13 protein-coding genes are annotated in these 15202 nt (G+C 71.8%); 9 read left to right on the top strand and 4 right to left on the bottom strand.

Annotated features, from left to right (window positions below; translation table 11 throughout):
• Positions 1–4 precede the first annotated feature (4 nt).
• A complete protein-coding gene (gene typA, locus Q0963_RS00155; RefSeq protein WP_299440677.1) occupies positions 5–1900 on the bottom strand; it encodes a translational GTPase TypA in 1896 nt (631 codons plus the stop codon).
• A gap of 248 nt (positions 1901–2148) precedes the next feature.
• On the opposite strand from typA, the gene Q0963_RS00150 reads away from it, so the two are divergent.
• The 8 genes from Q0963_RS00150 (at position 2149) to Q0963_RS00115 (ending at position 9927) form a co-directional block, all read left to right on the top strand.
• Entirely contained in the window at positions 2149–3822 is a 1674-nt protein-coding gene (locus tag Q0963_RS00150) for an ABC transporter substrate-binding protein (RefSeq protein ID WP_299440674.1), read from the top strand.
• 106 nt (positions 3823–3928) lie between these two features.
• Entirely contained in the window at positions 3929–4936 is a 1008-nt protein-coding gene (locus tag Q0963_RS00145) for an ABC transporter permease (protein WP_299440671.1), read from the top strand.
• Positions 4933–5919 (top strand): ABC transporter permease, encoded by a 987-nt coding sequence (locus Q0963_RS00140; RefSeq protein ID WP_299440668.1) that lies wholly within the window; start codon positions 4933–4935, stop codon positions 5917–5919. Before Q0963_RS00145 ends, Q0963_RS00140 begins: the two co-directional genes overlap by 4 nt.
• Positions 5920–5926: 7 nt before the next feature.
• Positions 5927–6937: an ABC transporter ATP-binding protein gene (locus Q0963_RS00135; RefSeq protein WP_299440663.1), complete on the top strand. Its 1011-nt coding sequence runs from the start codon at positions 5927–5929 to the stop codon at positions 6935–6937.
• Between the two features lie 4 nt (positions 6938–6941).
• On the top strand, positions 6942–8108 hold the full coding sequence (locus Q0963_RS00130; protein WP_299440659.1) for an ABC transporter ATP-binding protein: 1167 nt from the start codon (positions 6942–6944) through the stop codon (positions 8106–8108).
• Positions 8109–8163: 55 nt separating this feature from the next.
• Complete coding sequence (locus Q0963_RS00125; protein WP_299440655.1) at positions 8164–8472, top strand: 4a-hydroxytetrahydrobiopterin dehydratase; 309 nt, start codon at positions 8164–8166, stop codon at positions 8470–8472.
• On the top strand, positions 8465–9220 hold the full coding sequence (locus Q0963_RS00120) for a VIT family protein (RefSeq protein ID WP_299440648.1): 756 nt from the start codon (positions 8465–8467) through the stop codon (positions 9218–9220). The genes Q0963_RS00125 and Q0963_RS00120 overlap by 8 nt, the downstream gene beginning before the upstream one ends.
• Entirely contained in the window at positions 9220–9927 is a 708-nt protein-coding gene (locus tag Q0963_RS00115; protein WP_299440645.1) for a type 1 glutamine amidotransferase, read from the top strand. Before Q0963_RS00120 ends, Q0963_RS00115 begins: the two co-directional genes overlap by 1 nt.
• Before the next feature lie 20 nt (positions 9928–9947).
• Here the strand turns inward: Q0963_RS00115 and malQ are convergent, their stop codons facing one another.
• The 3 genes from malQ to Q0963_RS00100 form a co-directional block, all read right to left on the bottom strand.
• Positions 9948–12077: a 4-alpha-glucanotransferase gene (gene malQ / locus Q0963_RS00110; protein ID WP_299440642.1), complete on the bottom strand. Its 2130-nt coding sequence runs from the start codon at positions 12075–12077 to the stop codon at positions 9948–9950.
• Between the two features lie 65 nt (positions 12078–12142).
• Complete coding sequence (gene mctP / locus Q0963_RS00105; RefSeq protein WP_299440639.1) at positions 12143–13789, bottom strand: monocarboxylate uptake permease MctP; 1647 nt, start codon at positions 13787–13789, stop codon at positions 12143–12145.
• Positions 13786–14091 (bottom strand): DUF3311 domain-containing protein, encoded by a 306-nt coding sequence (locus tag Q0963_RS00100; protein WP_299440636.1) that lies wholly within the window; start codon positions 14089–14091, stop codon positions 13786–13788. Before Q0963_RS00100 ends, mctP begins: the two co-directional genes overlap by 4 nt.
• A 114-nt stretch (positions 14092–14205) precedes the next feature.
• On the opposite strand from Q0963_RS00100, the gene Q0963_RS00095 reads away from it, so the two are divergent.
• Entirely contained in the window at positions 14206–15006 is an 801-nt protein-coding gene (locus tag Q0963_RS00095) for a PIG-L family deacetylase (RefSeq protein WP_299440633.1), read from the top strand.
• Positions 15007–15202 lie beyond the last annotated feature (196 nt).

Genomic DNA, 15202 nt, shown 5'->3' with positions numbered 1-15202 from the left:
CGGGTCAGCTCCTCCTGGCGCGCGCCGCCGCCCGGGCGCGCAGGGTCTGGTCCAGCTCCACCTTCCGGATGCGGACGGCCTCCGGGGTCACCTCGACGCACTCGTCCTCGCGGCAGAACTCGAGGGACTGCTCGAGCGAGAGCGCCCGCGGCGGCGCGAGCCGCTCGAGGACGTCGGCGCCGGCCGAGCGCACGTTGGTGAGCTTCTTCTCCTTGGTGATGTTCACGTCCATGTCGTCGACGCGGGAGTTCTCGCCGACGATCATGCCCTCGTACACCTCGGTGGTGGGGGCGATGAACAGGGTGCCCCGCTCCTGGAGGTTCGCCATCGCGTAGCCGGTGGCGACCCCGGACCGGTCCGAGACGAGGCTGCCGCTGATCCGGGTCGAGATGTCGCCGAGCCACGGCTCGTAGCCCTCGAACACGTGGTTCGCGATGCCGGTGCCGCGGGTGTCGGTGAGGAACTGGGTGCGGAAGCCGATGAGCCCACGGGACGGCACGAGGTACTCCATCCGGACCCAGCCGGTGCCGTGGTTGGTCATCTGCTCCATGCGTCCCTTGCGGGAGGCGAGCAGCTGCGTGATCGCGCCGAGGTACTCCTCGGGGGTGTCGATGGTGACCCGCTCGACGGGCTCGTGCACCTTGCCGTCGACCTCGCGGGTCACGACGACCGGCTTGCCGACGGTCAGCTCGTAGCCCTCGCGGCGCATCTGCTCGACGAGGATGGCCAGGGCGAGCTCGCCGCGGCCCTGCACCTCCCAGGCGTCGGGGCGCTCGGTGGGCAGCACGCGCATCGAGACGTTGCCGATGAGCTCGCGGTCGAGGCGGTCCTTGACGAGACGCGCGGTGACCTTGGCGCCCTTGACCCGGCCGGCCATCGGGCTGGTGTTGATCCCGATCGTCATCGAGATGGCGGGCTCGTCGACGGTGATGAGCGGCAGCGGGCGCGGGTCGTCGGCGTCGGCGAGGGTCTCGCCGATCGTGATCTCCGGGATCCCGGCGACGGCGACGATGTCGCCGGGGCCGGCCTCGTCGGCGGGCTTGCGCTCGAGTGCCTCGGTCATGAGCAGCTCGGTGATCTTGACCGTCGAGATCGACCCGTCGCGGCGGCACCACGCCACCTGCTGGCCCTTGCGGATGGTGCCGTTCTTGACCCGGAGCAGGGCGAGGCGGCCGAGGAAGTTCGAGGCGTCTAGGTTGGTGACGTGCGCCTGGAGCGGGGCCTCCGGGTCGTACGACGGCGCCGGGATCGTCTCGATGATGGTGCGGAACAGCGGCTCGAGGTCGTCGCCCTCGGGCAGGGCGCCGTCGGCCGGGCGGGTCAGCGACGCGATGCCGGCCTTGGCCGACGCGTAGACCACCGGGAAGTCGAGCTGGTCCTGGTGGTGCTCGGCGTCGACGAGCAGGTCCATGAAGAGCTCGTAGACCTCGTCGACGACCTCGGCGATACGCGCGTCGGGCCGGTCGACCTTGTTGACGCACAGCACGACGGGCATCTGCGCCGCGAGCGCCTTGCGCAGCACGAAGCGGGTCTGCGGCAGCGGGCCCTCGCTGGCGTCGACGAGGAGGACGACGCCGTCGACCATCGACAGGCCGCGCTCGACCTCGCCCCCGAAGTCGGCGTGGCCGGGGGTGTCGATGATGTTGATCGTCATGCCGTCGGCGAGGCCGGCGTCGGTCGCGGCCTTCCCGGCGTAGTGCACAGCGGTGTTCTTCGCGAGGATCGTGATGCCCTTCTCGCGCTCGAGGTCACCGGAGTCCATGGCACGGTCGGCGATGTGGTCGTGCTCGCCGAAGGCTCCGGACTGCCACAGCATCTTGTCGACGAGCGTGGTCTTTCCGTGGTCGACGTGCGCGACGATGGCGACGTTACGGATGTCGTCGCGGCGGGAGGCAGACATACCCGCCAGTCTCTCAGGGATCGGGCTCCGGACCGAATCGGCCGCCGGACGGCCCGGAAGGGCACGGGAGGCGCACCTTTCGGTCTCACTTGGGTAACCACTTCCGACCTTCCGGTGCAGCGGCCCGTTTTGAGGCTATCGTCCTGCGCATCCACGCAGCGGGGCGGTTCTTTGGCCTCGTCGCGGTCTACTCGAGCGTCCGACCCGGACGGATCGAGCGTTCGCACACCCAAGCGAGGTTCATAGAGATGACACTCAAGCGCACGGCGCCCCTCGTCCTCCTGACGGCGGCCGCCCTGAGCATCTCGGCGTGCGCCGAGTCCCAGCGCGACGACAGCGGCACCGGGGGGAACGGCAGCTCCGACGTCAAGGACACCATCACGTTCGGAGCGGCCGGCGCACCCGAGCTGTTCGACCCGCTGTACGCCACGGACGGCGAGACCTTCCGGGTCACCCGCCAGATCCACTCGGGGCTCCTCGGCATCAAGCCGGGCACCGCCGACGTCGAGCCCGAGCTCGCCGAGAGCTGGGAGCCGTCCGAGGACGGCCTGAGCTGGACGTTCAAGCTCCGCCAGGGAGTCACGTTCTCCGACGGGGAGCCGTTCAACGCCGAGGCGGTCTGCTACAACCTGGACCGGATGTACAACCAGGAGGGCGCCGGCCAGACCGCCGCCGAGTACTGGACGTACTTCTTCGGCTCGTTCAGCGACGACCCCGAGGGCTCGCTGTACAAGTCGTGTGAGGCCCAGGACGAGAGCACCGCGGTCATCAACGTCACCCGCACCACCTCGAGCTTCCCGACGATCCTCACGCTCGACTCGTTCTCGATCCAGTCGCCGAAGGCGCTCGAGGAGGGCGACGCGAACAACGTCCAGGCCGAGGGTGAGGGCTTCACCTACCCCGAGTACTCCAAGAACCCCGTCGGCATCGGGCCCTACAAGCTCGAGAGCTACGACGAGGCCAACAAGACGGTCACGCTCGTCGCCAACGAGTCCTACTACGGCGAGCAGCCGAAGACCGCCAAGCTCGTCTTCAAGATCATCCCCGACGAGAGCACCCGTCGCCAGGAGCTGCAGGCCGGCTCGATCGACGGCTACGACCTCCCCAACCCCGTCGACTGGCAGGGTCTCGAGGACGCCGGCAACAAGGTCGAGGTCCGTCCCGCGTTCAACATCCTCTACATGGGCCTGAACCCGGAGCGGAACCCCAAGCTCCAGGACCTCAAGGTGCGCCAGGCCATCGCCCACGCCCTGAACCGTGAGCAGATGGTGCAGAGCCAGCTGCCCGAGGGCGCCACGGTGGCCTCGCAGTTCATGCCGGAGGCCGTCTCGGGCTACGACGAGTCGCTCGAGCCGTACCCGTACGACCCCGAGAAGGCCAAGTCGCTCCTCAAGGAGGCGGGCGCCGAGGGCATGACCCTGAAGTTCGCCTTCCCCACCGAGGTCTCGCGGCCGTACATGCCGGACCCGCAGAAGATCCACGCGGCCTTCGTCAAGGACCTCGAGGCCGCCGGCTTCACGGTCGAGCAGGTCAGCAAGCCGTGGAACGGTGGCTACCTCGACGACGTGTCCGCCAACGGCGCGTACGACGCGTGGCTGCTCGGCTGGACCGGCGACTACAACGCCGCGGACAACTTCCTCGGCACGTTCTTCAGCAACCTCAAGAGCAACGACTTCCACACCAGCGTCATGCCGTGGGGCAAGACGCTGGCGGAGGACCTGAAGAAGGCCGACGCGGTCGTCGACGAGGACGAGCGCGCCACCACCTACCAGGACATCAACCGGCGGATCGCCGAGGAGTACCTCCCCGGTATCCCGATCAGCCACTCCCCGCCGGCCCTCGTGACCAGCGGCAAGGTCGACGGTCTCGTCGCCAGCCCGCTGACCGCCGAGGAGTTCGACACCGTCACGGTCGGCAAGTGAGGTCCCAGGCATCGCCTGACTGACCCTCATCTGTACGGTGGCCGTCCCGAACCACTAGGTTCGGGGCGGCCATCGTCGTCCGACCCGCTAGACCAGGAGCCCCGCGTTGGCGAGATTCATCATCAGACGCCTCCTCCAGATGGTGGGAGTCGTCTTCATCCTCTCCCTGCTCCTGTTCCTCTGGCTGCGGTCGCTGCCCGGGGGAACGGTGTCCGCCATCCTCGGTGAGCGCGCCACGCCCGAGACCCGCGAGGCCCTCACCCGGGCGCTCGGCCTCGACGAGCCGATCTGGGTGCAGTACTTCAAGTTCCTCCAGCGCGCCGCCGAGGGCAACTTCGGCGCCTCGACGCGGGTGCTTCCGGGCGCCGACGCCCTCGACATCTTCCTCACCCGGCTGCCGGCGACGATCGAGCTCAGCTTCTTCGCCCTCGCCCTCGCCGTCGCTATCGCCATCCCGCTCGGCTACATCTCGGCCAAGCGCGCGAACTCGCCGGTCGACAGCGGCCTCGTCATCCTCTCCCTCGTGGGCGTGGCGGTCCCGGTCTTCTTCCTCGCGTTCTTCCTCCAGTACCAGTTCGCCGTCGAGCACAACTGGCTCCCGGTCTCCGGCCGGCAGGACTCCCTCGGCTGCACCCGCGTGACCAACTTCTTCGTCCTCGACGGGCTCCTCACCCGCGAGCTCGACTGCACGGCCAGCGCGCTCAAACATCTCGTCCTGCCCTCGCTGGCCCTCGCGACCATCCCGTTCGCCGTCATCTACCGGATCACCCGGGCGTCGGTCCTCGAGGTGCTCAGCGAGGACTACGTGCGCACCGCCGAGGCGAAGGGGCTCACGGCCCGGGTCGTGCGCGGCCGCCACGTCATGCGCAACGCGCTGCTGCCGGTCGTCACGACCATCGGTCTGCAGACCGGCGGCCTGCTCGCCGGGGCCGTGTTGACGGAGAAGGTGTTCAACTGGGGCGGGATCGGCAACGCCCTGGCCGACGCCTTCCAGTACCGGGACTACTCGGTGCTCCAGGTGCTCATCCTCGCGGCCGCCATGATCTACGTCGTCATCAATTTGCTCGTCGACATCTCCTACGCCGTCATCGACCCGAGGGTGAGGACCCGATGACCCCCGCCAACCCGATGAAGCGCCGCAAGGACCGCATCGACGCCCTCGCCGAGACCTCTGCCGCGGGGGGTGGCACGACGGTGCTCGAGGCGGGGAGCATCGACGACAAGCCGGGGGTCTCGCTCATCGCGAGCGCCTGGCAGCGGCTGCGGCGCAACCCGGTCTTCCTCCTCGGCGCCTCGATCACCCTCGTGTTCGTCGTGCTCGCGCTCATCTCACCGTTCATCGCGCCGCACGACCCGGCGGCGAACCTGCTCATCGACCAGGTGCGGCCGCAGTCCAACCCGGTGCCTGGGCCGCAGCCCGGCTTCCCGCTGGGTGCCGACGACGCGGGCCGCGACCTGCTCTCCAGGCTCCTCGTCGGCAGCCAGCAGACGCTCATCGTCGGGGTGTTCGCGACGCTCTTCGGCCTCGCGGGCGGGCTGACGCTCGGCATCACCGCGGGCGCGTTCGGCGGCTGGGTCGACGCCCTCGTCATGCGCATCGTCGACGTCCTTCTCTCGATCCCCTCGCTGCTGCTCGCGTTCTCCATCGCGGCGATCGCGGCACGACCGAGCCAGATCACGGTCATCATCGCCGTGGCCGCCGTCCAGGTCCCGGTCTTCGCCCGGCTGCTGCGCGGCTCGATGCTCGCCCAGCGCGGCAGCGACCACGTCCTGGCGGCCCGGGCGCTCGGGGTCAACCAGCGGGCCATCGTCTTCCGGCACATGATCCCGAACTCGCTGGGACCGGTCATCGTCCAGTCGACCCTGGTCCTCGCGATCTCGATCATCGACGCGGCGGCCCTGTCCTTCCTCGGGCTCGGCAACCCCAACGACCGTCAGCCCGAGTGGGGCCAGATGCTCGGGCGGGCCCAGAAGTACATCTACGACAACCCGCAGCTCGCGGTGTACCCCGCGCTCTGCATCATCGTCGTCGCCCTCGGCTTCACCCTCATGGGGGAGTCGCTGCGCGAGGCGCTCGACCCCAAGAGCAGGAGGTGACCGCCCGATGACCGCCACCGCGACCACGCCCGGGACGTCCCGCCACGGCGACGAGCCGCTGCTGTCCGTGCGCGACCTCACCGTCACGTTCCGCCGCCAGGGCGAGGCGCCCTTCACCGCCGTCGACGGCGTCAGCTTCGACGTGCGCCCCGGCCAGACCGTCGGCCTCGTCGGCGAGTCCGGCTGCGGCAAGTCGGTCACGTCGCTGGCGATCATGGGGCTGCTGCCCGAGCGCGGCAACACCGTCGAGGGCAGCGCCATGTTCGACGGCACGGACCTGCTCCGGCTGCCCGTCGACCAGATGCGCGACCGCCGCGGTCGCGACATCGCGATGATCTTCCAGGACCCGCTGTCCTCGCTCAACCCGGTCATCTCGGTCGGGCGGCAGGTCACCGAGGTGCTGGAGCGGCACCGCGGGATGTCCCGCAAGGCCGCGACCCCGCTGGCGCGTGACCTGATCGACCGGGTCGGCATCCCCGACCCCGACCGGCGGCTCACCGACTACCCGCACCAGATGAGCGGTGGGATGCGCCAGCGCGCCCTCATCGCGATGGCCCTGGCGTGCGAGCCCCGGCTCCTCATCGCCGACGAGCCGACCACCGCCCTCGACGTGACGATCCAGGCCCAGATCCTCAGCCTGCTCAAGGACCTCGTCCAGGAGACCGGCACCGCGCTCGTCATGATCACCCACGACCTCGGCGTCGTCGCCGGGCTGTGCGACGAGGTCAACGTGCTCTACGGCGGCCGCATCGTCGAGCGCGGGTCGCGGCACGAGCTGTTCGCGCAGCCGCGCCACCCGTACACCAACGGGCTGCTCGCCTCCATCCCCCGCCTCGACGGGGCCCGGGGCGCCCCCCTCACCCCGATCCCCGGGTCGGTGTCGGACAACCTCCCCTGGGAGCACGCGTGCGCCTTCGCCCCGCGCTGCTCCCAGCCCATCGACATCTGCACGCGCACCACCCCGGTCCTCGAGGAGTCCGCGGGCCGGGCCCTGCGCTGCCACAACCCCGTGAGGTGACCCGATGACGACGACGACAGAGACCCCCGACCCGGCTCCCGTGTTCGACGACGACGACCTCCTCGTCGACGCCCGTGGGGTCAAGGTGCACTTCCCCATCAAGCGCGGCGTCATCTTCGACAAGGTCGTCGGCCACGTGTACGCGGTCGACGGCGTCGACCTCAAGATCCGTCGTGGCGAGACGTACGGCCTCGTCGGCGAGTCCGGCTGCGGCAAGTCCACCCTCGGCAAGGCGATCCTCAACCTCGAGCCGCCCACCGAGGGCTCGGTCCTCGTCGACGGCACCGACATCGCCTCGCTCAAGGGTGAGGCGCTGCGCCGGCGCCGCAAGGACTTCCAGATGGTGTTCCAGGACCCGATGAGCAGCCTGGACCCGCGCCAGTCCGTCGAGTCCCTGCTCGTCGAGGGCATGAAGGCACACGGCCTGGCCAGCGACGACAAGGCCACAGCGGCACGGCTGCGCGAGCTGCTGGCGGCGGTCGGCCTGCCCGCGGCGGCCCTGCGCAAGTACCCGCACGAGTTCTCGGGCGGCCAGCGTCAGCGCATCGGCATCGCCCGGGCCCTGGCGGTCGAGCCCAAGCTCATCGTCGCCGACGAGCCGGTCAGCGCCCTCGACGTGTCGGTGCAGGCGCAGGTCATCAACCTCCTCGAGCAGCTGCAGGACGAGTTCGACCTCACCTACCTCGTCGTCGCACACGACCTGGCCGTCGTGCGGCACATCAGCGACCGGATCGGGGTCATGTACCTCGGCGGCCTCGTCGAGGAGGCCGACGCCGAGGACCTGTACTCCACCCCGCTGCACCCCTACACGCGGGCCCTGCTGTCCGCCGTGCCCGTCCCGGACCCGGTGGCCGAGGACTCCCGAGAGCAGATCCTGCTCGTCGGCGACCTCCCCTCCCCGTCCAGCCCCCCGCCCGGCTGCCGGTTCCACACCCGCTGTCCGTGGCGGCAGGAGACCCGCTGCGACGAGGAGCGGCCGCAGCTGCGGGTGGTCCAGATCGAGGGGACGCCCGCGTCCCACCGGGTGGCGTGCCACTGGGCGGAGCAGATCGCCAGCGGCGAGATCCAGCCGCACCAGGTCGCCGCGACCGCAACGGTCCAGGAGGACTACTCCCCCGACGACGGCGACGCCATCGGGCCCCAGTCGATCGGGGAGGCGACGGGCCACTGACGGGTGAGGCCCGCCTCACCTGCCCCGCCACGGGGCGGTGGAGCAGAATGGCGGCATGAGCCGACTCCTCACCGACGACGAGGTCACCCGCCAGCTCGCCGACCTGCCCGGGTGGGCGCGCGAGGGCGACGCCATCGTCGCGACCATCGAGGCCCCCGACTTCCCGGCCGCCATCCGCATCGTCGCGGCCGCGGCCGACGAGGCCGAGCAGATGAACCACCACCCGGACATCGACATCCGGTGGCGCACCACGCGGTGGCTGCTCTCGACCCACGACGCGGGCGGGCTGACCCAGCTCGACATCGAGCTCGCGCACCGGATCTCCCAGGCGGCCCGGTCCGAGGGCGCGGTCCTCAATGGCTGACGGTCCCTCCCGTCCGGTCGACCGCGAGGTGGCCGCCGCAGCGCTCGCGGACCACGACGAGGCGCACGACGGGTCCTTCGCGACGCGGCTCAACTGGCTGCGCGCTGCGGTCCTCGGGGCCAACGACGGCATCGTGTCCACCGCGGGGCTCGTCATCGGCGTCGCCGCGGCGACGACGGACCGGGGCATCGTCCTCACCGCCGGCCTCGCCGGGCTCGCCGCCGGGGCGATGAGCATGGGTGTCGGCGAGTTCGTCTCGGTGAGCACCCAGCGCGACACCGAGCGGTCCCTCATCGCCAAGGAGATCCGCGAGCTGCGGGAGGAGCCCGAGGCCGAGCTCGCCGAGCTCGCCGGCATCTACCAGGGCAAGGGCCTCTCCCCCGACCTCGCGCACCGGGTGGCCGTCGAGCTCACCGCGCACGACGCGCTCGGCGCGCACGCGGAGGCCGAGCTGGGGATCGACCCCGACAACCTGACCAACCCCTGGCACGCCGCCTGGGCCTCGATGGTCGCGTTCACCGTCGGTGCGCTGCTGCCGCTGATCGCGATCGTCCTCCCGTCGGTGTCGTGGCGGGTGCCGGTGACGGTCATGGCCGTCGTCGTCGCCCTGGCCGGCACCGGGGTCATCAGCGCGCGGCTCGGCGACTCCGACGCCCGGCGTGCGACGCTGCGGGTGGTCGTCGGCGGTTTGCTCGCGATGGCCGTGACCTTCGCCATCGGCTCGCTCGTCGGCACCCAGGTGGGCTGATGAGCGGGCGGCTCCTCGTCGTCCAGCACGAACCCGACGCTCCCGCCGGCTGGCTCGGCGAGTGGTGGGAGGCCGCCGGGCTGACCCTCGTCATCGTCCGCGGCGACCTCGGGGAGCCGGTGCCCGCCCGGCTCGGCGACGTCGCGGCCGACGGGCTCGTCGTCCTCGGCGGCGCGATGGGCGCCGGCGACGACGCCGAGCACCCGTGGCTCACGCCCACCAAGGACCTGGTGCGCGACACCGTGCGGGCCGGGGCGCCGGTGCTCGGGGTCTGCCTCGGCCACCAGCTGGCGTCGGTGGCGCTCGGCGGGACCGTGGCCCGCAACCCGCGGGGGCGCACCATCGGGCTCGAGCCGGTCGCACTGACGCCGCACGGCGCGGACGACCCGCTGCTGGCCGGGTTCGACGGGTCACCGGCGGTGCACTTCAACGACGACGTCGTGACCACGACCCCACCGGGCGCCACCGTGCTCGCCCGGCTCCCCGACGGCTCCCCGCAGGCGCTGCGGCTCGGCCTGCAGGCGTGGAGCGTGCAGTTCCACCCCGAGACCTCGCCCGAGATCTTCGAGGACTGGGTGCGCTCGGAGCGCCCCGACGGCCTGGACGACGAGGCGGACCGTGTCGTCGCCGAGGTGGCGGCCGCGCGGGTGTCGCTACGCACCACCTGGCAGCCGTTCGCCGCCCGCTTCGCCGCCCTCCTCCCCTGACCCGCTGCTTCCCGGGGAAGTCAGGGGGTGCGGAGGGCCTCGAAGAGCGCGTCGGCCAGGGGGGACTCCCGGATGTCGTCGAGGTCCACCCGCTCGCCGTCCGGGCCGGCCAGCGGGAGCCGCCAGTTGGGGTACTCGTCGCTGGTCCCCGGCTGGTTGATGGCCCGCCGGTCGCCGACGAGGTCCGGCAGCGCCACCGCGAGCATCCGGCTCGGGGTGGCCGCGAGCCAGCGGTGCAGCGCGACGACGGTCTCGTCGAGGTCGGCGCCCTTCGGCAGCAGCCCGCGCTCCGCCAGCGCCGCCTCGACCCGCCCGATCGCGGCACGTTCGACGTCGCGCTCCTCCTCGACCGGCCGGGTGAGCAGCCCCAGCTGCTCGCGCACGGCCACGTGCTCGAGCGTCAGGTACCCCGCGGTCGGCGGCAGGTCGTGCACCGTCACCGTCGACAGGCAGAGGTCCCGGTACGCCTCCGGCGGCCGCACGGTGTCGTCGTCCCACTCGAACCACAGGATCGACGTGCCGAGCAGCCCCCGCTCGACGAGGACGTCCCGGACGTTCGGCGCGACCACCCCGAGGTCCTCGCCGATGACGACCGCCCCGGCGCGCTGGGCCTCCAGGACGAGGATGCCGATGAGCGCCTCGTGGTCGTAGTAGACGTAGGTGCCGTCGGCGGGCGTGCCGCCGGCGGGGATCCACCACAGCCGGAACAGCCCGAGGATGTGGTCGACCCGGATCCCGCCGGAGTCCCGCAGCACCGTGCGGACCATCTCGCGGAACGGGGCGTACCCGAGGTCGGCGAGGCGGTCCGGGCGCCAGGGCGGCTGGCTCCAGTTCTGGCCGAGCTGGTTGAACGGGTCCGGCGGCGCCCCCACGGTCACCCCGCGGGCCAGGGCGTCGCCGAGCCCCCAGGCGTCGGCGCCGACCGGGTGGACCCCGACCGCGAGGTCGTGGACCACCCCCAGCGACATCCCGGCCATCCGGGCCTCACGCTGCACCGACGCCAGCTGCTGCTCCAGGAGCCACTGGAGCCAGCGGTGGAAGTCGACGGTGTCGGACTCGGCCTCCTGGAACGCGTGCACCTCGGGGCCGTCCGGGTCCTGCAGGTGCGCCGGCCACTCGGTGAACGGCAGCCCCCGACGCTCGGCGATGGCGCACCACGTCGCGTACCGCAGCAGGCCCTCACCCTCGCGGGCGCAGAACTCCGCGAACGCCGCCGCCCGCGCGGGACCGAGCCCGGCGTCGTACACGAGGTGCAGGGCCTGCGACTTCAGCGCCCAGGCACCGTCCCGGTCGATGCGGTCGCCCGCGCTCAGGGCCCGACCGGCGGCCGCGAGGTCGAGCATCCGCCGCTGCGCACTCGCATCGAGCGAGACGACCTCGGGGATGTCCTCGACCCGCAGGTACAGCGGGTTGACGAAGCGGCGCGTCGTCGGCAGGTACGGCGAGGGCTCCATCGGCGCGACGGGCTCCGCGGCGTGCAGAGGGTTGACGAGGACGAAGTCGGCGTCGTGCGCGGCCGCGGCCCAGGTGGCGAGGTCGGCGAGGTCCCGCAGGTCCCCCACGCCCCACGACCCCGACGACCGCACCTGGTACAGCTGCGCCATGAGCCCGACGACCCGTTGGGACGCCACCGGCTCGGGCAGCTCGAGACGCTCGGGCGTCACGACAAGGGTGGCGCGGGCCGAGGTGGCCTCCAGGGCCGGGGCGTCGATGTGGGCGACGAGGGCGTGCCAGCCGAGCGGCAGGTCGCCCGGCAGCTCGAAGGTCGCCTCCCCCAGCGGCGTCCCGTCGACGACGCGGTCCGGGACCCAGCGGTCGACCTGCGGCACGTCCCGCACGGACCCGTCCTCGAGCTCGACGACGAGGCGCACGCCGGAGCCGGCCAGGACGTGCGTGTGCACCTGGTGCGGGCGCCCGGCGCGTGCGACGACGGTCGCCGGCAGGGTGCGCCGCCACGGAGCGTCCACCACGTCTTCCAGCGAGGCCTCCACCTGCGCGTCGTCCTCGGCTGCGACCCCGAGCGCGGCCAGGACCGCCCGGATCGTGTCGCTCGCGACGGTGACGTGCCGCCCGACCCAGTCCCAGTACTCCGTCGCGACGCCGTGCGCCTGGGCGAGCTCGACGAGCCGGGCGGGCGGGGCGGACTGCATGCGCCCATCCTGCCAAGAGTTCCGGCGGCCGCGGACCACGGTCCGCGGCCGCCGGTCCGTGCCGGTCAGGGGCTGGGGGCCTCCTGGTGGATCGGCTCGAGGACCTTCTGCACCCGCGGGTCGCCCTCGTCGGCGAAGTAGTCGCCGCGGATCGTCTCGTCGACACCCTCCGGCGCCTTGAGCGCGCGCAGGGCGAATGTGCCCCCGACGGCGACGACGAGGTTGAGAACGAAGGCCGTCATCGCGATGTAGCCGAGCTCGCCGATGACCGGGATGAGGTCGAGCGAGCCGCCGAAGTGCTCCACCCCGGAGCGCGGGTTCGCCACCCCGTACGCCTGCCACGTGCCGTAGACCATCCCGACCGCCCAGCCGACGGTCAGGGCCCAGCGGTGCAGCCAGCGGGTGTACAGCCCGAGGACCACGGCCGGGAACGTCTGGAGGATCCAGATGCCCCCGAGGAGCTGGAAGTTGATGGCGTTCTGCTTGTCGAGCGCCAGCACGAAGACCAGGGCGAACGCCTTGACGACGAGCGAGACGAGCTTGGAGACCTTGGCCTCCTGCTGCGGCGTGGCGTCCGGCTTCAGCCACTCCTTGTAGATGTTGCGGGTGAACGTGTTCGCCGCGGCGATCGACATGATGGCCGCCGGCACCAGCGCGCCGATGGCGATGGCCGCGAACGCGACGCCCGCGAACCAGTCGGGGAACATGTCCTCGAACAGCTGCGGCACGACGAGCTGGGCGTTGGGCTTGCCGTCGAGCCCGATCGGCTGGGTGCCGGCGGCGATCGCGACCCAGCCGAGCAGCGCGAGGAGCCCGAGGACGAAGCTGTACGCGGGCAGGATCGAGGCGTTGCGCCGGATCGTGTTGCGGGACTTCGCCGACAGGCTCGCCGTGATCGAGTGCGGGTACATGAACAGCGCGAGCGCCGAGCCGAGCGCCAGGGTGGCGTAGGCCCAGTGCTGCGAGGCCGCCGGGATGAAGGCGCCGGTCGGCTTCCCGTCGGCGGCGGGCGTGGCCATCTTCTCCTCGGCCGCGGTGAACACGGCGTCCCAGCCGCCGACCTTCGCGGGCAGGTAGAGGATCGCGACGATGATGACGAGGTAGATCAGGGTGTCCTTGACGAACGCGATGACCGCCGGGGCCCGCAGCCCGCTCGAGTACGTGTACGCCGCGAGCAGCGCGAACGCGATGAACAGGGGCAGGTCCTTGGCGATGATGTTGCCGCCGCCGCCGAGCCCGGCCACCTCGAGGACGGCCTGGATGCCGACCAGCTGGAGGGCGATGTAGGGCATCGTCGCGAGGAACCCGGTGACGGCGACCGCGAGCGAGAGCCCGCGTGAGCCGAACCGGCCCCGGACGAAGTCGGCCGTCGTGACGTAGCCGTGCCGGTGGCTCACCGACCACAGCCGCGCCATGAAGACGAAGATGATCGGGTAGAGCACGATCGTGTAGGGCACCGCGAAGAACCCGGCCACCGAGCCGAGCGCGAACATCGCCGCGGGCACGGCGACGAACGTGTACGCCGTGTACAGGTCGCCACCGAGCAGGAACCAGGTGATCCAGGTGCCGAACGAGCGGCCCCCGAGGCCCCACTCGTCGAGCGACTCCATCGAGGTCGGCCGGCGCCAGCGGGTGGCCCAGAACCCCATGCCGGTGACGAGGGCGAACAGCGCGATGAGGACGGCGAGCGCGACGCCGTTGACCCCGCTCATTCCCCGTCCTCCGGCTCACTCATCGGCCGGTGCGGGCGCGCGACGAGCACGATGCGGTACGCCGTGTACGTGAGCACCGAGCACAGGAACACCCAGAGGAACTGGTACCAGACGAAGAACGGGAAGGCCCCGAGGCGGGGCTCGACGCGGTCGTAGCTGCCGACCCACATGAGCGCCACGATCGGGAGGAGGAGCAGCACCCCCGCGACGACGAGCAGCCCGGTCCGGGCCGGTGGGTCGGTGTCGTGGTCGACCGGGTCCCGACGGTGTTCGTCGGGGCCGGTCCTCTCTGTCGTTGTCACAGAACCCTCCTGAGTTTCCCGCGCGAGCATGACCGGGGGCCCCCGGACCGAGAGGAACTGTAGGTACGCGGTGGCCCGCGCGGGGCTTTGCGTGCGGTCCGGCAGGATGTGGCCGTGTCCACGATCGTCTTCCTCCACGCCCACCCCGACGACGAGGCCTCGCAGACCTCCGGCACCATGGCCCGGGCGGTCGACGAGGGGCACCGCGTCGTCCTCGTCGTCGCCACCGACGGCGACCACGGCACGGCACCCGAGGACCTGGCCGACGGCGAGACCGTCGTCCATCGGCGTCGCCGTGAGCTGGACGAGTCGGCGCGGGCCATCGGGCTGCACCGCGTCGAACGGCTCGGGTACGCGGACTCCGGGATGTCCGGCTGGGAGCAGAACGAGGCCACGGGCGCCTTCGTGGCGGCCGACCTCGACGAGGCGGCGGCGCGCGTGGCCGGGGTCCTCGACGAGGAGGACGCCGACGTCGTCGTCGGGTACGACTGGCACGGTGGCTACGGGCACCCCGACCACGTCAAGGTCCACCACGTGCTCCACCGGGCGGCCGACCTGGCGGCCCGGCGGCCGCGCGTCCTGGAGTCGACGATGAACCGCGACGCGATGCGCGAGCTGACGCAGCGCGCGCGAGCGGCCGGCGTCGACGCGGGCGACTGGGACCCGGACCGCCCGATGGACGACGGCAACCCGATGGGCACGCCCGAGGTCGAGCTGCACTGGCGCGTCGACGTGCGCGACCTCCTCGACCGCAAGCGGGCCGCGCTCGCCAGCCATGCGAGCCAGACGAGCGACGTGGGGATGATGCTCGCGATGCCGGCGGAGGCCTTCGAAGCGGTCTTCGGCTACGAGCACTACCTCGAACCGGGCCGTGCCCCCGGCATGGTGACCGGCTGGCCGTTCACCCGGCCCTGACCGCGGGGCGCACCGAGCCGCCGAGGATGGTCCGGTCTAGCCATGGCGGGCCGCGGACATCTCCGCCACGCTGGGCAGGGCCAACCCGCCCGTACCCGCTGGGTCAGCAAGGCGTGCACCACGGCCACGGCGACCAATGCGACGGAGCGATCCGCCACAGGGCCGGCCGCCGTGACCGCGCCCGGGTCTGATGCCG

The organism is uncultured Phycicoccus sp. (genome assembly GCF_947495705.1).
Lineage (GTDB): Bacteria > Actinomycetota > Actinomycetes > Actinomycetales > Dermatophilaceae > Phycicoccus.
The sequence above is the reverse complement of the archived record's forward strand: the minus strand, read 5'-3'. Positions and strand labels throughout refer to the sequence as shown.